The sequence below is a fragment of the Micromonospora sp. CNZ297 genome (genome assembly GCF_007827625.1).
In genome coordinates, this window is record NZ_VISU01000008.1 from 33,301 (window position 1) to 52,302 (window position 19,002).

Genomic DNA, 19,002 nt, shown 5'->3' on the forward strand with positions numbered 1-19,002 from the left:
CGTGCCGGGCGGGGCTCCGCGGTGCCGGCCGCCTTCGCGGCTACGGTCCGAGCGGCGCGAGAAATGATCCTTGCCTCCCTGGCTGCCCAGCACGGCGACCTCGAACCCCAACCATGATCACGAATGGCGGCTGCGCACTAGCGTGGTGCGACGCGGCAGCCGGGGTCGGGGCCGGTGTCGGCCACGCCGCAGTGGAACACCTCGACCGGGGCGGCGTCCACGTCGGGCACCTTCGCCACGGTGAGCAGCGCCAGCCGCTTCGCCACCGGTTCGCCTGAGTCCGGGGCGTACCGGATGAGGCCGCTGACCCCCGGGTAGCCGCCGGCGGCGTTCTGCCGCAGCACCTCGGCGTGCACCCCGACCGGGTTGACCGAGCGGGGCTCCCAGCGGCGGCCGGTGTCGGCGTGGCGCAGGCGGGCGGCGAGGCTCTCCAGCGCGCGTACCGTCATCATGGTGGCGTCGTAGGCCAGGCTGACCCGCTCGCCGACCGGCGGGCCGGTCCCGGCGCGGCATCGGGGCGGGTCGAGCAGGCCGTCCGCGCCGATCCAGGTGAGGAAACTGCCCCGGGCGTCGTCGCGCCCGGCCTGCGCGGACCGCAGCGACGCGCAGGTGGCCAGCGCGGCCTTCGACACGTACGTGACCGGCAGGTTGCCCGGCGCGCTGGCGCGCAGCCCCGGGTTGGCCATGTAGCGGTTCACCGAGTCGTCGGCGACCAGGTGCCGGGGCGGGTTCGCGCCGCACTCCTTGAGCGCGCGCATGAACCCGTCGAACTCCGACCAGCGGCCGGCGAAGAAGAGCATCCCCGGGTAGCCGCACTCCTGGGTGAGCCGCCGCCCGCTGCGCCACTCGTCGAGCCGGGTGATCCGGTCGCCGAAGCGTTCCCGCAGGCCGTCGACGAGGGTGGCGACGTACAGGTCGTCGGTGAGCGAGCTGCCCTCGCCGGTGGTCCAGTAGACGTGCGCCTCCCCCACCCGCAGCACCTGCCGGGCGTACGCCTCGACCATCCGGGCCTGGTCCCGGTTCGGCGCCGACATGGCCAGGTAGAGGCTGGAGTTGGCGTCCATCCGGTCGGCCGACAGCGTGGGGGCGAGCACCGGCAGGCCGACCCGGTTGAGTTCGCGCAGCGCCGCCGCCGTGCTGGTGCGGCTGTCCACCAGCCCGACCACGCCGAGCACTGTGGGGTCGTCGCGGGCCAGCCCTTCCAGCATCCGCACCGCGTCGTCGGCGTGCCGCATCTGCCGCCCGGCGTTCGCCACCACGATGTGCAGCAGCGCCGCGTCGTCCGCCGCCGCCGACTCCTGGAGCAGGGCGTACTGGGCGGTGGCCATGCCCTCCAGTTCCTCCCGCTCGGAGACGTAGGACTCCTCGTCCGCGCGGGTCCGGTTGCCGGTGAGGCTGCCCAGGTAGACAAGCGTCAGGTAGGGGCGGCGGTGCTCGCTGCGCCGCCACACCTCCTCGGCGGCCCGGTTCTGGGCGAAGATGCGCCGCTGCACGGCGCGCAGCCGGTCCTGCCCGGGTTCGCTGTTGAAGACCTGCCCGGCGGTGTCGCTGTAGCCGACGCACTCGCCGCCGACGAGCCGGACGGTGACCCGATCGGTGGGCCAGGGGCGGCAGTCAGGCGCCCACCGCCCGTGCGCCCACACGCCCAGCCCGGCGACGAGCGCCAGGGCCACCGCGGCGGGCAGGAACCGCCGCGCCCACCAGGGCGGGTCGGGTGCGACAAGGGCCGGCGGGACGCCTCCCACCGGCGCGTCGACGTCCCGGTCGTCCGCCTCCAGCAGCATCAGCCAGGCGCCGGAGCGACGCAGCCGGCGGTTCTCCGGCAGCGCCTCGGCCCACTCCTCGTACGCCTCCTCGGCCTCGGCCAGCGGCCGGGAAGCGGCCGGTTCCGGCGGCGGGTCGGCGGCGACCGCGACGACGAGCAGCGGGTCGTTGCGGCCGGTCTCGTTGCGCACCTCGTCGACGAGCCGGACCAGCGTGTGCCCGACGTTGTCCGGCCGCGCGCCGTCGAGCACCAGCACCGGATAGGCGGTGCGGCGCCAGTCCCCGGGCCGCCAGAACCGCCGCCGGTACGCCAGGCGCAGGTCCTCCAGGAACGCGTGCAGCAGCAGCTTCTCCACCTGGGCCGGGTGTTCGCCGTCGCGCCAGCCGGCGGTGAGCCGCTCGGCGAAGCCGAGGAACGTCACCGACTGCCGGGGCGCCAGGTACTGCTGGCGCATGAACCAGCGGTACTGCCGTCCGACGAGCGGCACCCGGCCGGAGACGGCGATCCGGAACACGACGCCGGGCACGGCCCGCCACAGCAGCCAGAGCAGCAGATGCAGCGCGGCGCCGAGGCCGGAGTCGCCGCCGACCTGGGGGTCGTCACCGGTCCGCCGTCCCCGCCAGTCCCGCAGCCGGCGGACCAGCGCGGCCCGGCCGCTGTCGGCGGCGTCCAGGTCCACGGCGAGCGTCTGGTGCATCAGCCAGTCGGCCAGCGGGTAGTGCCGGAACCGCAGCCGGGGCGCGCCGAACGCCTCCACTGAGAGTTGCCGGTGCAGTTCGCGCAGCACGGCTGCGACGTCGTCGCCGGCCGGGCGGCCGGTCAGGTCCAGCACTACGTGCGGCACCCGGCGCCCGGCCCGGCGCGCCGCGAAACGCCGTAGCAGGGCCGCGACCGCGCCGTCCCCGGTGGGCCGGACCAGCCAGAGCAGCGGGAGCCGGCGGTCGCCGCGGCGTGGACGCCGCAGCAGCCGGGCCAGCAGGGTGAGCAGTTCCGGGCCACCGGCCGGGAGTTGCTCGCGGACCGGCCGCGGCCGGGTCGCCGGTTCACGCATGGTCACCTCCGGGTCGCATGCGGTGTCGCACCATTGTCGACGTTCGATGCAACCCGGCACGGCGGGGCCCCGCTCGACGGACGGGTGTCGAGCGGGGCCTCCTCGCGTGCGGATCAGCCGATGGCGGCGGTCAGCGCGGCCAGGTAGCCGTAGCGGTAGCCGTTCGCGTTCGGGTGGTACGCCTCGATGACGCCGCTGACGTCGCGGATCCACGGCTCGGCGGCGCACACGCCGTGCCCGGCGAAGAACGGCCGCGCGTCGACGAAGGTTCCCCCGGCCGCGGCCGCCCGGCCGGAGATGACGCCGTTGAGCGTGTCGGCGGCCTGGTTGAGGATGGTGCGCTTGTAGCTGCTCATGGCGAGCAGTCCACAGGAGCCGGTCTCGAACAGCCGCGGGTAGCCGAGCACCACCAGCCGGGCGTTCGGGGCCCGGTTGCGGATCGCGGTGTACGTGGCGTCGAGCCGGGCGGGCAGCGTGGCGGTGGCGAACGCCTTCGACTCGTTCACCGCGCTCTCGCAACTGGACGTGCTGCCGAAGCGGCAACTGGTCATCACGTCGGCGAAGCCCGCGTCGTTGCCGCCGATGGTGATGGTGACCAGCGTGGTGCTACTGCTGAGCTGGCCGACCTGGTTGGCCAGCACGTCGGCGGTGACCGCGCCTCCGCAGGCCGGGAACTTGAAGCTGGTGACCGAATGGGCGGCCGCCCAGAGCGGGGCGTACGACTTCTGGCTGCGCAGGCAGGTGGACAGGTCGTACGGGCCGGCGCCGACCCCGGAGGAGTAGGAGTCGCCGAGGGCGACGTAGTTGACGGTGGCCGCCCGGGCGGCGCCGGGCAGGAGCACGGCGCCGAGTACGGCCGCCAGGAGGGCGGCGAACACGGTACGGACGCGACGGGGCATGGCAGAGCCTCCACGGGGCAGGGGTGGTGGAGCCCGTTGACCGCGCGCGTGGCCGAGGGATCGGTGCTGTTACTGGTCGGTAATGCTATCGAAACATTCGTCGAAATTGAATAGCCCCGATCGGCCGGAAGGACAGATACGTTCACATGTGTCGATTTAGTTTGACGGTGACGACACCCGACGGAGGGAGTCCCACCGTGCGACGCGCACTCACGGCGGCCATCGCCGCCCTGACCCTCACCGCAGCCGGCACCACAGTGACCGGTGCCCCCGGCCAGGCCGCCCCCACCGGCTGGGGCCGGCCGCGACCCGCGGCGGCCACCCCGACGCCGGGCAGCCCCGGGCTGGGCGACAGCTACTTCCCCGACTACGGCAACGGCGGCTACGACGTCGGCCACTACGACATACGGCTGCGCTACGAGCCGGCCACCGACCGGCTCAGCGGCACCACCACGATCCTCGCCACCGCCACGAAGGACCTGTCCCGGTTCAACCTGGACTTCGCCCTCGACGTCGAGTCGGTGCGGGTGAACGGGTGGGTCGCCGGGTTCGCCCGGGCCGGCGACCACGAGCTGGTGATCACTCCGGCCCGGCTGCTGACGAAGGGCCAGCAGCTCACCGTCGTGGTGAGGTACGCCGGCGTGCCGTCGCAGACCACCGTCTACGGCTACACGGCGTGGACGCGTACCGCCGACGGGGCGCTCGCCGTCAACGAGCCCGAGTCGGCCTGGTGGTGGTACCCGAGCAACGACCACCCGAAGGACAAGGCCACCTGGGACGTCTCGGTGTCGGTGCCGACCGGCGTCGAGGTGATCAGCAACGGCGTGCAGCCGCGCGACCCGCTGCCCGAGGCCGGCAACCGCACCCGGTGGAGCTGGCGCAGCGTCAAGCCCGGCGCCACGTACCAGGCGTTCCTGGCCATCGGGCAGTACGACATCGTCACCGACACCGCGCCGAACGGGCAGCCGGTGGTGAACGCGTACAGCACCACGCTGGGCGAGCGCCTGCCCGCCGCGCGGGCCAGCATCGAACGCACCGCCGAGATCGTCGACTGGGAGAGCGGGCTGTTCGGCCCGTACCCGTTCGAGGCGCAGGGCGGCGTGGCCGGGCCGGTCGACGGCATCGGGTTCGCCCTGGAGACGCAGACCCGCCCGGTCTACGGCCCCGGCTTCTGGCGGCGCGGCGCCAACACGTACGTGGTGGTGCACGAGAACGCCCACCAGTGGTTCGGCGACTCGGTGTCGGTGGCCGACTGGCGGCACATCTGGCTCAACGAGGGCTTCGCCTCGTACGCCGAGTGGCTCTGGTCGGAGGAGCAGGGCGAGGGCACCGCGCAGGAGCTGTTCGACTTCACCTACGACAGCTACCCGGCCGACTCCGAGTTCTGGCAGGTGCGCCCCGGCGACCCGGGGCCGAGCGGGATCTTCGACGCCGCCGTCTACGACCGCGGCGCGATGGCGCTGCACCAGATCCGGCTCGCCGTGGGCGACGCCGCGTTCTTCCGCATCCTGCGCACCTGGACGGCCAAGCGGCAGTACGGCAACGGCACCGTCGCGCAGTTCCAGGCGCTCGCCGAGCGGATCTCCGGACGGGATCTCGACGCGGTGTTCACCACCTGGCTGTTCACCTCCGGCCGGCCCGACGTGGCGACCGCCGCGCGGACGACAGCCGCACCGGCGCAGCCGGCCTCGTGGGCGAAGATCCGGGCCGCGCACGACCTGCTCGGCCGCTGACATCCGCCGCCGCGCTGCGCGTCGTCCGCGGACAGCGCGCCGCGCGGCGGGGGATGTTAAGAAGGGCCCCCTCCTCTACCTGAGGCGTTAAGAGGGGGCCCTTCCTTTCACCTGGCGGCGAGCGGCTGGCGGGCCGGGTCGACAGGGGCGGGCAGCTCGCCCACCCCGCCCAGGTACGCGTGGATCGCCGCCGCGGCGGCGCGTCCCTCGGCGATCGCCCAGACGATCAGCGACGCGCCCCGGTGCATGTCACCGGCGACGAAGACACCGTCGGCGGCCTGCCAGTCGGGGCCGGAGTCGATCGCGCCCCGGCGGTTGCGGGTCACCCCGAACTGGGCCAGCAACGGCTGCTGCTCGGTGCCCTCGAAGCCGATGGCGAGCAGCACCAGGTCGGCCGGGATCTCCCGCTCGGAGCCGGGCAGCGGCGTGACGATGCGGCGACCGTCCACCTTCTCCACGGTCACCTCGGCGATCCGGACCGCGCGGACCCGGCCGGTGCCGTCGTCCACGAACTCCTGCACCGCGACGGCGAAGACCCGCTCGCCGCCCTCCTCGTGCGCCGGGTAGTTGCGCAGCACCCACGGCCAGGTCGGCCACGGGTCGCGCTCCGCGTCCCGCTCCGACGGCGGCTCCGGGTAGAGGTCGAGCTGGTGGACGCCGGCCGCGCCCTGCCGGTGCGCCACACCGAGGCAGTCCGCGGCGGTGTCGCCACCACCGATGATCACCACGTGCTTGCCGGCGGCGTCGATCGGCGTACCGTCGGGCAACGTCGCGAGCGCGGGCCGCCCGTCCCCGGCGGCGGCCACGACCCGGTTCGCGGCGACCAGGTGCGCCATCGCCTGGTGCACGCCGCGCAGCTCCCGGCCCGGCGTCTCCGGGGTGTCCCGGCCCTGCAACGCACCGCAGGCCAGCAGCACCGCGTCGTGCTCGGCGCGCAACTGCTCGGCGGTCACGTCGACGCCGACCTCGACACCGGTCCGGAAGCGCACACCCTCGGCGGTGAGCTGGGCCAGCCGCTTGTCGATGTGCTGCTTCTCCAGCTTGAAGTCGGGGATGCCGTAGCGGAGCAGGCCGCCGATCGCGTCGTCGCGCTCGTACACGGTGACCGTGTGACCGGCGCGGGCGAGCTGCTGCGCGGCGGCCAGCCCGGCCGGGCCGGAGCCGACCACCGCCACCGACCGCCCGGTCGGGGTGGACGCGGGCCGGGGCCGCAGGCCGTCGCGGGCCACTGCCGCGTCGGCGATCTCCACCTCGACCTGCTTGATGGTGACCGGCTGCTGGCCGCCGAGGCCGAGCACGCAGGCCGCCTCGCACGGCGCCGGGCAGAGCCGGCCGGTGAACTCGGGGAAGTTGTTCGTGGCGTGCAGCGACTCCACCGCGGCGTCCCAGTTGCCGGTGCGGACCAGGTCGTTCCAGTCCGGGATGCGGTTGCCCAGCGGGCAACCGTCGTGGCAGAACGGGATGCCGCAGTCCATGCACCGGGTGGCCTGCTCGCGGATCAGCTCCTCACCGGCCGGCGGGTAGACCTCCCGCCAGTCGGAGATGCGCACCGGCACCGGACGGCGGGCCGGCAGCCGCCGGTCGTAGCGCAGGAAACCGTTCGGGTCAGGCACGAGCCACCTCCTGGGCGACCGCCCGGGGCGCGGGCGGTACCGGCGCGGCCGACGGCACGCTGAGCGCACTCATCACCGCGTCGTCGACGTCTCGGCCGGCGGCTTCGGCGGCCCGCATGATCTCCATGACCCGGCGGTAGTCCCGGGGCACCACTGCGGTGAACTCCTCCACCGCCTGCGGCCAGCGCTTGAGCAGGTCCTCGGCGACGGCCGAGTCGGTCTCGGCGAAGTGCCGCTGGACCAGCTCGTGCAGCCGGTCGCGTTCCTCGTCCCGCAGCGGCGACAGGTCGACCAGCTCGGCGTTCACCAGCCGCTGGTCGAGCCGGTGCACGAACGCGGTGCCACCGGACATGCCGGCGGCGAAGTTGCGCCCGGTCGGCCCGAGCACCACGACGGTGCCGCCGGTCATGTACTCGCAGCCGTGGTCGCCGAGGCCCTCGACCACCGCGACCGCGCCCGAGTTGCGCACCGCGAACCGCTCCCCCACCCGGCCGCGCAGGAACACCTCGCCGCCGGTGGCGCCGTACAGGATGGTGTTGCCGGCGATGATCTGGTCCTCGGCGCGGCGGCCCGGCGTGGCGTCCACGCCGGCGAACGGCGCGTCGGCGTCCGGCCGGACCACGATCCGGCCGCCGGACAGTCCCTTGCCGACGTAGTCGTTGGCGTCGCCGTACAGGCGCAGCGTGACCCCGCGCGGCAGGAACGCGCCGAACGACTGGCCGGCGGTGCCGCGCAGCCGGAACTCGATCGTGTCGTCGGGCAGCCCGTCGCCGCCGAAGCGGCGGGTCACCTCGCCGCCGAGCATGGCGCCGACGCTGCGGTGCTCGTTGCGGACCTCGACCTCGACCCGGACCGGGATACTGTCGCGCAGCGCCGGCCCGGCCAGCTCGATGAGCCGGTTGTCCAGCGCCGCGTCGAGGCCGTGGTCCTGGGCGCGTACGCCCCGGCGGGCCGCGCCCTCGGGCAGCTCCGGCAGGTGCAGCACGCGGCTCAGGTCGAGCCCGTGGCCCTTCCAGTGGTCGATCGCGCCGGCCACGTCGAGCAGCTCGGTGTGGCCGATCGCCTCGTCGATGCTGCGGAAGCCCAGCTCGGCCAGGTAGCCGCGGACCTCCTCGGCGAGGAACAGGAAGAAGTTCTCCACGAACTCCGGCTTGCCGGTGAAGCGCTCACGCAGCACCGGGTTCTGGGTGGCGATGCCGACCGGACAGGTGTCCAGGTGGCACACCCGCATCATCACGCAGCCCTCGACGATCAGCGGCGCGGTGGCGAAGCCGAACTCCTCGGCGCCGAGCAGCGCCGCGATCAGCACGTCCCGGCCGGTCTTGAGCTGGCCGTCGACCTGCACCGTCACCCGGTCGCGCAGCTTGTTCAGCAGCAGCGTCTGCTGCGCCTCGGCCAGGCCCAGCTCCCACGGGGTGCCGGCGTGCTTGAGCGAGTTGAGCGGGGACGCGCCGGTGCCGCCGTCGTGCCCGGAGATCAGGATGACGTCGGCCTTGAGCTTGGCCACGCCCGCCGCGACGGTGCCCACGCCCACCTCGCTGACCAGCTTGACGTGCACCCGGGCGGCCGGGTTGACGCACTTCAGGTCGTGGACGAGCTGGGCCAGGTCCTCGATGGAGTAGATGTCGTGGTGCGGCGGCGGGGAGATCAGGCCGACGCCAGGGGTGGCGTGCCGGGTGCGGGCGATCCACGGCCAGACCTTGTTGCCTGGTAGCTGCCCGCCCTCGCCGGGCTTGGCGCCCTGCGCCATCTTGATCTGGAGGTCGTCGGCGTTGACGAGGTATTCGCTTGTCACGCCGAACCGGCCGCTGGCGATCTGCTTGACCGCGGAGCGCCGCGCCGGGTCGTGCAGCCGCTCGACGTCCTCGCCGCCCTCGCCGGTGTTGGACTTGCCGCCGAGCCGGTTCATCGCGATGGCGAGCGTCTCGTGCGCCTCCGCCGAGATCGACCCGTACGACATGGCGCCGGTGGCGAAGCGCTTGACGATCTCGGAGGCCGGCTCGACCTCGTCCAGCGGCACCGCCGGGCGTACGCCGGTGCGCAGCGTGAACAGCCCACGCAGCGAGCCCGCCTGCGCGGCCAGCTCGTCCACCTTGGCGGTGTACTGCCGGAACACGTCGTACTGGCGGCTGCGGGTGGCGTGCTGGAGCAGGAAGACCGTCTCCGGGTTGAACAGGTGCAGTTCGCCCTCGCGGCGCCACTGGTACTCGCCGCCGACCTCCAGCCGGTCGGTGGCCTGCGCGCCCGGTGCCGGCCAGGCCCGCGCGTGCCGGGCCGCCACCTCGGCGTGGATCTCGTTCAGGCCGATGCCGCCGATGGTGCTCGGGGTGCCCCGGAAGTACCTGTGGACCAGGCGGGTGTCCAGGCCGACCGCCTCGAAGACCTGCGCGCCGCAGTACGACGACACGGTCGAGATGCCCATCTTGGACATGATCTTCAGGACGCCCTTGCCGAGCGCCTTGACGTAGTTGCGGACGGCCTTGACCCGGTCCACGCCGGCCAGCACGCCGGTGGAGATCATGTCCTCCACCGACTCGAAGGCCAGGTACGGGTTGACCGCCGCCGCGCCGTACCCGATCAGCACCGCCGCGTGGTGCACCTCGCGGCAGTCGCCGGACTCGACGATCAGCGCCACCTGGGTACGGGTCTGCTCGCGGACCAGGTGCTGATGCACCGCGGCGGTGAGCAGCAGCGACGGGATCGGCGCCAGGTCGGCGTTGGAGTCCCGGTCGGAGAGCACCAGGATGCGGACGCCGTCCTCGATCGCCTCGGACACGTGCCGGCAGATCTCGGTCAGCCGCGCCTTGATGCCGGCGCCGCCGTCGCGCAGGCGGTAGAGCCCGGAGACCCGGACCGCCTTGAAGCCGGGCAGGTCGCCGTCCTCGTCGATGGACAGGATCTTGGCCAGCTCGTCGTTGTCGATCACCGGGTACGGCAGCACGATCTGCCGGCAGCTCGCCGGGCCCGGGTCGAGCAGGTTGCCCTCCGGCCCGATGGTGGACGCCAGGCTGGTCACCAGCTCCTCCCGGATGGCGTCCAGCGGCGGGTTGGTGACCTGCGCGAAGAGCTGATGGAAGTAGTCGTAGAGCAGACGCGGCCGGGTGGACAGCGGGGCGATCGGCGTGTCCGTGCCCATCGAGCCGATCGGCTCGGCGCCGCTGCGGGCCATCGGGCCGAGCAGGATCTTCAGCTCCTCCTCGGTGTAGCCGAACGTCTGCTGGCGGCGGCGTACCGAGTCGTGGGTGTAGACGGTGTGCTCGCGCGGCGGCAGGTCGTCCAGCTCGATCAGGCCGGCGTGCAGCCACTCCTGGTACGGCTGCTCGGCCGCCAGCTCGGTCTTGATCTCGTCGTCGGAGACGATCCGGCCGTTGACGGTGTCGACAAGGAACATCTTGCCCGGCTGGAGGCGGCCCTTGGCGACCACGGTGACCGGGTCGAGGTCGAGCACGCCCGCCTCGCTACCGAGCACCACCAGGCCGTCGGCGGTGTGCCACCAGCGGCCCGGCCGCAGGCCGTTGCGGTCCAGCACCGCGCCGACGATCTCGCCGTCGGTGAACGCGACCGACGCCGGGCCGTCCCACGGCTCCATCAGGCTGGCGTGGAAGCGGTAGAACGCGCGCTTGTCGGCGCGCATGTCCGGGTCGTTCTCCCACGCCTCGGGGATCATCATGAGCACCGCGTGCGGGAGGCTCCGCCCGGCCAGGTGCAGCAGTTCGAGCACCTCGTCGAAGTTGGCCGAGTCGGACGCCGCGGGTGTGCACACCGGGAAGACCCGGCGGATGTTGCCCGGAATGCTCGGGCTCCGGAGCAAGGCCTCGCGGGCCTGCATCCAGTTCCGGTTGCCGCGGATCGTGTTGATCTCGCCGTTGTGCGCGATGAAGCGGTACGGGTGCGCCAGCGGCCAGGACGGGAACGTGTTCGTGGAGAAGCGCGAGTGCACCAGCGCGATGGCGCTGACCACCCGCTCGTCGGTCAGCTCCGGGTAGAACGCCGGGAGCTGGTCCGGGGTGAGCATGCCCTTCCACACCATGGTGCGGCCGGACAGCGACGGGAAGTACGCCGGCACGCCCCGCTCGGCGGTCTCCCGCTCGACCTGCTTGCGCAGGCAGAACGCCACCCGGTCCAGGTCGAGCCCGGTCAGCGGGGAGCCGGCCGGGCCGTCCGGCGAGCCGGTCAGCCGGTGCGCGGCCACGAACAGTTGCCGGACCCGGGGCATCGCCGCGAGCGCGGTCTCGCCCAGGCCGGACGGGTCGGTCGGCACCTCGCGCCAGCCGAGCACGTCGGCGCCCTCGACCAGCGCGTACTTGTCGACCACCTGGCGGGCGCGGGCCTCGGCCGCGTCGTCGTCGGGCAGGAACACCAGGCCGGTGGCGTACTGGCCGGCCGGGGGCAGCGGGAAGTCGACGATGCCGCGCAGGAACGCGTCCGGCACCTGGATCATGATGCCGGCGCCGTCTCCGGTGTTGTGCTCCGCGCCCCGGGCGCCCCGGTGGTCCAGCCGGCACAGCGCCCCGAGGCCGTTCGCGACGACCTGGTGCGAGCGCCGCCCGTGCAGGTCGGCCACGAAGGCCACACCGCAGGCGTCGTGCTCGTACGCGGGGTCGTAGAGCCCGGTCGTCTGTGGGGCCGACTGCGGGCTGTGAGGGTACGGAAAGGCCACCGGGCCTCCTGTCGTCACTCAGGATGGATCATGATGGGGACGACGTCGGCCCTCTGCGGTTTATTGAGTCTACGTTAGGGCTTCCGGCGCAAGGCCAGTTCAGATTGATCACACTTCCAGATGCTGGGACGTGTAGTCTCGCGCGGTGGATCTCGCACGCGCTGACGTACTCGACCGGTTGGAGCGGTTCTACGACGCGGTGCCCCGCGACGGGGCCCGGACCGAGGATTACGGCGCCCTGGTGCTGTTCGTCCGCGACGGGGACGGCTGGCCGTTCTACGCCCGGCCCCGGATCGACGCCACCGAGCATCCCACGCTCGCCGACGTGACAGCGGTCCGCGCCCGGCAGCGGGAGCTGGGCCTGCCGGAGGCGTTCGAGTGGGTGCACGAGCACCAGCCCGACCTGCTGGCGGTGGCCCGCTCGGCCGGGCTCAGCGTGCTGGAGGCGCCGCTGATGCTGCTGGAGCCGGAGCGGCTGCCCGATCCGGGGACGTTCAGCGACGTACCGGTGCGGGTGCTGGACCCCGGCGACCCCGGCTTCGCGGCGGACATCGCGCTGCGACGGGCCGTCGCGGCGGTCGGCTTCGCCAACGGCGGCACCGCGCGCGGCGACGCCGGACCGGCCGAGCGGGACGCCGCCCTCGCCCAGCTGGACGTGGCGGCGCTGGAGGAGGAGGCGACCCGGGTCGCCGACGGGCGGCGTATCTCGGTGCTCGCCGAGACGCTCGACGAGGGCGCGCTCGCCAGCGGGATGGCGATGCGGGTCGACGACGTGGCGGAGATCGCCGGGGTGGCCACGCTGCCGTCCGCCCGGCAGCGCGGACTGGGCGCGGCGGTGACCGCCACGCTCGCGCGGGAGCTGCGCGCCGCCGGCACCGACCTGATCTTCCTGAGCGCCGGCAGCGAGGACATCGCCCGCGTCTACCTGCGGGTCGGATTCCGCCGGATCGGCACCGCCTGCATCGCCGAGCCCGCCGCCGTCATCTGACTACTTACCCGGCTGTCGGGCCGGGCCGGTCGCCCGGGGAGCGCGAGGGCTGACGGCCGGACCGCCGGGGAGCCGGGCCGCCCGAGGGACGTCCGCACGCGGACAGGCCGCGCGCGCGGACGGTCAGGACGGCGGCTGCCAGGCGGCGGCCGCCGCGGCGGCGGTGTTGCGCAGGCGCGGGCTGATCGTGCCCAGAGCCGCGTCCCGCGCGCGCAGCGCCAGCCGGCCCCGGGCCTGCAGGACCGCCGACATCCGCCGGGTCTGCCGGACCATCGTGGCCGCGCGGGGGCGGCGCAACCTGTCGTACGCGGTCACCGCATCAGGCAGCCGCGACTCCCGTAGCAGCCCGGCCAGCGTCGCGGCGTCCTCGAACGCCAGGCAGGCGCCCTGGCCGAGGTGCGGCGGCATGGCGTGCGCGGCGTCGCCCAGCAGCACCACGCCCCCCGGACCGGCCGGGAAGCCGTACGCCTTCGGTAGCGGGCGCAGCTCGCGGATCTCCTGCTGGACGACGTCCTCCGGGTCGGTCGCCTCCAGCAGCGTGCCGATCGGGGCGGGCCAGCCCGCGAACCAGCGCTTCAGCAGCGCGAGCTGGATCTCCGGCGGCTCGGGGCGGGGCGCGCCCGCGGCGGTGGCGACCCAGTAGACGCCGCCCCGGCGGGACGCGCCCGCGGTGCCCCGCTCGCCGAGCGAGGCGGCCAGGAAGCGGTATCCGGCGCCGAGCGTCTCGCCGTGCACCGGCTGGTCGTCGGGCAACTGCGGGGCCCGGTACCAGGGGATGACCGCCCGCCAGGCCGCGCACCCGGAGCTGACCACGGCGGTCTCCGGGGCGAGATGCCGCCGGATCTCGCTGTCGGTGCCGTCGGCGGCCACCACCAGGTCCGCCTCGTAGGTGTGCCGGCCGTCGCCCACCGCCGGACGCTCGCCCGACGCCGCGCGTACGGTCCGCACTGTCACCCCGGTACGCAGCTCGACCCGGTCGCCCAGGCCGGCGATCAGCGCGTCGTGCAGGTCCTCCCGGTGCACCACCACCGGCATCCGCTCGGCCGGCGTGGACCGGGCCTGCACCAGCCAGTGCCCGTCCGGGCGGCGCACGCCACCGTCGGGCAGCGGGGTGGCGATCGCGTCGAGCCCGTCGCCCAGACCGAGGGCGCGCAGCGCGCGTACCCCGTTGGGCCAGAGCACCACGGCGGTCGCCTCCGGGCGGACCCGGTCGGCGCGTTCCAGCAGCGTGACCTGCCAGCCCGACCGGGCCAGCACACCGGCCGCCGCCATTCCGCCGAGGCCGGCGCCGACCACCACCGCGCTGCGCATGACTCCCCCGCTCAGCTGTCCCGGTCCGCCGGGCGCCCGCCGCTGTCGGCCCGGCCGGCGTTCGTGCGCTCCGCGTCGGCCCGATCCGGGTCCGTGTCGTCGCCGTCCGCGTCCGCGCGGCCGGTGGCGTCCGCACCCTCGGTGGCGGCGGAGCCGGTGCTCGCGCCTCCGGCCTCGTCCGCGTCGTCCGTGGCGGCGTCGGCCCCGGTGGCGGCCTCCGGCCGTTCGTCGTCGACCGGGGGCAGCACGCCGGTCTGCCGGTACGCGTCGAACTGTTCCTCGGTCACCACCCGGTAGCCCTCGGGCGCGGCCGGCCGTTCGGCGGCCTCCCGGGCGGAGAGGTCGACCTGGGACACGTCGCCGGCCGGGCCGGTCGCAGGGGCCGGCTCGCCCACCGGCACCAGGTATTCGCGGGGACCGCGGACCCGGATGAAGTAGGCGAGCGCGCCGAGGAAGACCAGCGCGGCGGTCCAGACGTTGAGGCGTACGCCGAGGATCAGGTTCGCCTCGTCGGTGCGCATCAGCTCGATCCAGAACCGGCCCGCCGTGTAGCCCATCACGTAGAGCGCGAACGCTCGGCCGCGGCCGAGCCGCAGGCGACGGTCGAGGAACAGGACCAACGCGGCGACGCCGACGTTCCAGAGCGCCTCGTAGAGGAACGTCGGGTGGTAGAGCCCGGGCTGGAGCACCGGGTTGCCGGCGTCGTCACGCAGCGCGTGACCCGGGTTGTCCGGGTCCATCACGTGCACTTCCAGGCCCCACGGCAGCGTGGTCCGCCCGCCGTACAGCTCGTTGTTGAACCAGTTGCCCAGGCGGCCGACAGCCTGCGCCAAAGGCAGCCCCGGCGCCAGCGCGTCGGCGATGACGGTGAACGGGATGCCGAGCTGCCGCGCGGCGAGCCACGCGCCGACCGCGCCGCCGGCCACCGCACCCCAGATGCCGAGACCGCCCTCCCAGATGTAGAGCGCCTTGATCGGCTCACCGCCGGCGCCGAAGTATTTCTCCGGCGAGGTGATCACGTGGTAGATCCGCGCGCCGATGATGCCCGCGGGCACGGCCCAGACGGCGATGTCGAGCACCGCGCCCGGCGCCACACCGCGGCGGCGCAGCCGGTACTCGGTGACCACGCAGGCCACCACGATGCCGAGGATGATGCAGAGCGCGTACGCCCGGATCGGAACCGGACCGAGCTGCCAGACGGCGGTGCTGGGGCTGGGCATGGCCGCCAGTGGGGTCATCGGGGCGAGGGTCACGGGTGCACACGGTACCGGTGCGGACTGTGTGTGCGGCACCCCGGGCCGCCTGCCGCGCGGGTCGGATGACTTCTGTTTTGCACGGTCGTAGGCTGTTTGTCCATGAGCCCGCTCACCTGGGCGGTCGCCGCTGTCGTCACCGACGGGTACGGCCGGCTGCTGCTCTGCCGCCGGTCCGAGGGGGCCCGGCACTGGGGCCTGCCGGGCGGGCGGCTGCGTCACGACGAGAGCCCGGCGGACGCCGTCGTCCGGGCGGTCCGTGCGGAGACCGGCTGGGCGGTGACGCCGGTCGACCTGGTCGGCCTCTACCGGGTCACCGACCCGCAGGCGCCTCCGCCGTCGGCCGGGCGCAGGAACTGCCCGACGTGCTGACCCCCGCCACGCGCGCGGCGGTCGCGGACGCGCTCGCCGGTCGCGCCGGCGTGCTGCGGCACACGACCGCCGCCGACGCGCTCACGCCACCCGGCGACGGACAGCCCGGCGACGGGCCGCCCGCCCCGCCCGGCCAGCGCGCGTCCGAGCAGGCCGACAGCAGTAGCCGCTGACCACCCTCCCGCTCACGCGGAACGCCTTCAAGATCTTGGTAGGTTTCGGCCCCTGTGAGGGCCGTTTCGTACCAGGATCTCGGGCGGCCGGGTCGCGCTCGCGCATGATCGACACCAGTTCGGCGCAGTGGCGGGGTCCTGGCGTCTATGACCACGCCAGCTCGGCGTAATGGAGTCGATCAAGGGCATGGCGAGCCGGCCGTCAGCGAGCGGGGTTGCGGACGCCCTCGGCCAGTTCGGCGCTGAGCTTGCGCAGCGCGGTCAGGCCGGCTGCCTGGTCCGGGGCGTCCAGCACGCAGCGGACCAGCGCGCTGCCCACGATCACCGCGTCGGCGTACCCGGCGACTGTGGCGGCCTGCGCGCCGGTGCCGACGCCCAGCCCGACGCCGACCGGGATGTCGGTGACCTCGCGCAGCCGGGAGACCAGGATCGGCGCCGCCTCGGAGGTCTGCGCGCGGGCGCCGGTGACGCCCATGATCGCGGTGGCGTAGACGAAGCCGCGGCAGTGCTCGACAGTCATCCGCAGCCGCGCGTCGGTCGAGGACGGCGAGACCAGGAACGTGCGGTCCAGGCCGTGCGCGTCGGAGGCGGCCAGCCACTCGGCGGCCTCGTCCGGGATCAGGTCCGGCGTGATCAGGCCGGTGCCGCCGGCGGCGGCCATGTCGCGGGCGAACGCGTCCACGCCGTACTGCTCGATCGGGTTCCAGTAGGTCATGGTGACCACGCTCGCCCCGGTCGCCGCGACCGCCTCGACGACGCGCAGCGCGTCGGCGACGCGGACACCGCCGGCGAGCGCGATGTCGCTCGCCTTCTGGATGACCGGGCCGTCCATCACCGGGTCGGAGTACGGGATCTCCACCTCGATGACGTCCACGCCCGCCTCGACCATGGCCTTCATGGCGGCGATGCTGCCCTCGACGGTCGGGAAGCCCGCCGGCATGCAGCCGACCAGCACCGCCCGCCCGTCCGCCCGCGCCTTGTCGAAGGCGACCCCGATGCGGCTCACGCTGTCACTCCTTGTCGAGGATGCCGAAGTACGCGCCGGCGGTGTGCACGTCCTTGTCGCCCCGCCCGGACAGGTTGACCACGATCACCGGCTCCCGGCCCAGCTCCTCGGCGAGCCGGGGGGCGATCGCGCGGGCGCCGGCGAGCGCGTGCGCGCTCTCGATCGCCGGGATCACGCCCTCGGTGCGGCAGAGCAGCTCGAACGCGGCCATCGCGTCGGCGTCGTCGACCGGCAGGTAGGTGGCCCGGCCGGTGTCGTGCAGCCAGGCGTGCTCCGGCCCGACGCCCGGGTAGTCCAGGCCGGCCGAGATCGAGTGCGACTCGATGGTCTGGCCGTCGGCGTCCTGGAGGACGTACGTGCGGGTGCCGTGCAGCACGCCGGACGAGCCGCCGGTGATGCTGGCGGCGTGCCGGCCGGTGTCGACGCCCTCGCCGCCGGCCTCGAAGCCGTAGAGCCGGACCCCGGCGTCCGGCACGAACGCGTGGAAGATGCCCAGCGCGTTGGAGCCGCCGCCGACGCAGGCCGCCACCGCGTCCGGCAGCGCGCCGGTCAGGTCCAGGCACTGCCGGCGCGCCTCCTCGCCGATGCCGCGCACGAAGTCGCGGACCATCTCCGGGAACGGGTGCGGCCCGGCGGCGGTGCCGATCAGGTAGTGGGTGCTGTCGACGTTGGCGACCCAGTCCCGCATCGCCTCGTTCATCGCGTCCTTGAGCGTGCGCGAGCCGGTGGTCACCGGGACGACGGTGGCGCCGAGCATCCGCATCCGCGCCACGTTCAGCGCCTGCCGCTCGGTGTCCACCTGGCCCATGTAGACGACGCATTCCAGGTCGAACAGCGCGGCGGCGGTGGCGGTGGCGACGCCGTGCTGGCCGGCGCCGGTCTCCGCGATGACCCGCCGCTTGCCCATCCGCTTGGTGAGCAGCGCCTGGCCCAGCACGTTGCGGACCTTGTGCGCGCCGGTGTGGTTGAGGTCCTCGCGCTTGAGCAGGACCCGCGCGCCGATCTGCGCGGAGAACCGCCGGGCCTCGTAGAGCAGCGAGGGCGTGCCGGCGTAGTCGCGCAGCAGCGCGTCGAACTCGGCGAGGAAGTCCTCGTCGCCCATCGCCTTCCGGTACGCCGCGTCCAGCTCGTCGAGCGCGGCGACGAGCGCCTCGGGGACGAACCGGCCGCCGAACCGGCCGAAGTGACCGGCGGCGTCGGGGACCTGGCCGGTTGCGGGTGCGGCGCTCATCGCGGGCGTCCTCTCGGATCGGGTGCCCGGCGGCTCAGCGCACCGGGCGGGGCGTGGCCGGGTGGTTACCGGCGTTGACCAGCTCGGCGACGGCTTCGCGCGGGCTCTTCTGGGTGACCAGGCCCTCGCCCACCAGCACGGCGTCGGCGCCGGCGGAGGCGTACCGGATCAGGTCGTGCGGACCGCGCACCCCGGACTCGGCGATCTTGACGACGCTGCTGGGCAGGCCGGGCGCGATCCGCTCGAACACGGAGCGGTCGACCTCCAGGGTACGCAGGTCGCGTGCGTTCACGCCGATGACCTGCGCGCCGGCCTCCAGGGCGCGGTCCGCCTCCTCCTCGGTGTGCACCTCGACCAGTGCGGTCATGCCGAGCGACTCGATCCGCTCCAGCAGCCCGACCAGCACGTTCTGCTCCAGCGCGGCCACGATCAGCAGCACCAGGTCGGCGCCGTGCGCGCGGGCCTCGTGCACCTGGTAGCTGGAGACCACGAAGTCCTTGCGCAGCACCGGCACGTTCACTGCGGCCCGCACCGCGGCGAGGTCGTCGAGCGAACCGCCGAACCAGCGGCCCTCGGTCAGCACGCTGATCGCCCGCGCGCCACCGGCCGCGTAGTCACCGGCCAGGTCGGCCGGGTCGGCGATCTCGGCCAGCCGCCCCTTGGACGGCGACGAGCGCTTCACCTCGGCGATCACGGCCACGCCGGGGCGGCGCAGGGCCGCGTACGCGTCGAGCGGTGGCGGCGCGGCGGCGGCCAGTTCACGGATCCGCTCCAGCGGAACCTGCTCCTGGCGCCGGGCCACGTCCTCGCGCACGCCGGCCAGGATCTCGTCGAGCACCCCTGCGGACGGCGCCGCTCCGGCGTCGTCCCCCTCCGCGTGCGCATGCTCAGCAGTCACCAACGGACTCCCCTCTCCGGGCGTCATGGGCCGATGCTAGGGGGCGCCA

General features: G+C 74.0%; 13 protein-coding genes. 4 read left to right on the forward strand and 9 right to left on the reverse strand.

Annotated elements, in window-relative coordinates; all coding sequences use genetic code 11:
* Positions 1 to 137: 137 nt before the first annotated feature.
* Positions 138 to 2,816, reverse strand: coding sequence for a type 1 periplasmic-binding domain-containing protein (locus FB454_RS16315; RefSeq protein ID WP_013287542.1), 2,679 nt, complete (start codon positions 2,814 to 2,816; stop codon positions 138 to 140).
* 113 nt (positions 2,817 to 2,929) lie between these two features.
* The gene (locus tag FB454_RS16320) at positions 2,930 to 3,715 is read right to left on the reverse strand and encodes an SGNH/GDSL hydrolase family protein (protein WP_013287543.1); all 786 of its coding nucleotides are present in this window, start codon (positions 3,713 to 3,715) and stop codon (positions 2,930 to 2,932) included.
* A 197-nt stretch (positions 3,716 to 3,912) separates the two neighbouring features.
* Between FB454_RS16320 and FB454_RS16325 the strand changes: the two genes are divergently transcribed.
* Entirely contained in the window at positions 3,913 to 5,448 is a 1,536-nt protein-coding gene (locus FB454_RS16325) for a M1 family metallopeptidase (RefSeq protein WP_145823150.1), read from the forward strand.
* A gap of 107 nt (positions 5,449 to 5,555) precedes the next feature.
* On the opposite strand, the gene FB454_RS16330 is transcribed toward FB454_RS16325, so the two are convergent.
* Together FB454_RS16330 and gltB are read right to left on the reverse strand one after the other, a co-directional pair.
* Positions 5,556 to 7,061, reverse strand: a complete 1,506-nt coding sequence (locus FB454_RS16330) for a glutamate synthase subunit beta (protein ID WP_145823151.1) — start codon at positions 7,059 to 7,061, stop codon at positions 5,556 to 5,558.
* On the reverse strand, positions 7,054 to 11,721 hold the full coding sequence (gltB, locus tag FB454_RS16335) for a glutamate synthase large subunit (protein ID WP_145823152.1): 4,668 nt from the start codon (positions 11,719 to 11,721) through the stop codon (positions 7,054 to 7,056). Before gltB ends, FB454_RS16330 begins: the two co-directional genes overlap by 8 nt.
* Before the next feature lie 145 nt (positions 11,722 to 11,866).
* Between gltB and FB454_RS16340 the strand changes: the two genes are divergently transcribed.
* Positions 11,867 to 12,709 carry a GNAT family N-acetyltransferase gene (locus tag FB454_RS16340; protein ID WP_091331138.1) on the forward strand — a complete coding sequence of 281 codons (843 nt, stop codon included), beginning with the start codon at positions 11,867 to 11,869 and terminating at the stop codon, positions 12,707 to 12,709.
* Between the two features lie 123 nt (positions 12,710 to 12,832).
* Here FB454_RS16340 and FB454_RS16345 read toward each other — a convergent pair whose 3' ends face one another.
* Positions 12,833 to 14,020 carry an FAD-dependent oxidoreductase gene (locus FB454_RS16345; protein WP_013287548.1) on the reverse strand — a complete coding sequence of 396 codons (1,188 nt, stop codon included), beginning with the start codon at positions 14,018 to 14,020 and terminating at the stop codon, positions 12,833 to 12,835.
* Between the two features lie 11 nt (positions 14,021 to 14,031).
* Positions 14,032 to 15,273 (reverse strand): prolipoprotein diacylglyceryl transferase, encoded by a 1,242-nt coding sequence (lgt, locus tag FB454_RS16350; RefSeq protein ID WP_145823153.1) that lies wholly within the window; start codon positions 15,271 to 15,273, stop codon positions 14,032 to 14,034.
* 102 nt (positions 15,274 to 15,375) lie between these two features.
* On the opposite strand from lgt, the gene FB454_RS35390 reads away from it, so the two are divergent.
* On the forward strand, positions 15,376 to 15,645 hold the full coding sequence (locus FB454_RS35390) for an NUDIX hydrolase (RefSeq protein ID WP_486485426.1): 270 nt from the start codon (positions 15,376 to 15,378) through the stop codon (positions 15,643 to 15,645).
* On the forward strand, positions 15,639 to 15,818 hold the full coding sequence (locus FB454_RS35395) for a hypothetical protein (RefSeq protein ID WP_486485427.1): 180 nt from the start codon (positions 15,639 to 15,641) through the stop codon (positions 15,816 to 15,818). The genes FB454_RS35390 and FB454_RS35395 overlap by 7 nt, the downstream gene beginning before the upstream one ends.
* A 202-nt stretch (positions 15,819 to 16,020) precedes the next feature.
* On the opposite strand, the gene trpA is transcribed toward FB454_RS35395, so the two are convergent.
* Genes trpA through trpC form a run of 3 tightly spaced genes read right to left on the reverse strand, consistent with a single transcriptional unit; the run spans position 16,021 to position 18,893 of the window.
* Positions 16,021 to 16,824 carry a tryptophan synthase subunit alpha gene (trpA, locus tag FB454_RS16360; RefSeq protein WP_013287551.1) on the reverse strand — a complete coding sequence of 268 codons (804 nt, stop codon included), beginning with the start codon at positions 16,822 to 16,824 and terminating at the stop codon, positions 16,021 to 16,023.
* A gap of 4 nt (positions 16,825 to 16,828) precedes the next feature.
* A complete protein-coding gene (gene trpB, locus FB454_RS16365) occupies positions 16,829 to 18,055 on the reverse strand; it encodes a tryptophan synthase subunit beta (RefSeq protein ID WP_071098343.1) in 1,227 nt (408 codons plus the stop codon).
* A gap of 34 nt (positions 18,056 to 18,089) precedes the next feature.
* The gene (trpC, locus tag FB454_RS16370) at positions 18,090 to 18,893 is read right to left on the reverse strand and encodes an indole-3-glycerol phosphate synthase TrpC (RefSeq protein WP_030271968.1); all 804 of its coding nucleotides are present in this window, start codon (positions 18,891 to 18,893) and stop codon (positions 18,090 to 18,092) included.
* Between the last annotated feature and the right edge of the window lie 109 nt (positions 18,894 to 19,002).

Coding starts and splice junctions, on each gene's coding strand:
- FB454_RS16315 (WP_013287542.1), bottom strand. CDS start 2,816: ATGCGTGAACCGGCGACCCGGCCGCGGCCGGTCCGCGAGCAACTCCCG.
- FB454_RS16320 (WP_013287543.1), bottom strand. CDS start 3,715: ATGCCCCGTCGCGTCCGTACCGTGTTCGCCGCCCTCCTGGCGGCCGTA.
- FB454_RS16345 (WP_013287548.1), bottom strand. CDS start 14,020: ATGCGCAGCGCGGTGGTGGTCGGCGCCGGCCTCGGCGGAATGGCGGCG.
- FB454_RS35390 (WP_486485426.1), top strand. CDS start 15,376: ATGAGCCCGCTCACCTGGGCGGTCGCCGCTGTCGTCACCGACGGGTAC.
- trpB (WP_071098343.1), bottom strand. CDS start 18,055: ATGAGCGCCGCACCCGCAACCGGCCAGGTCCCCGACGCCGCCGGTCAC.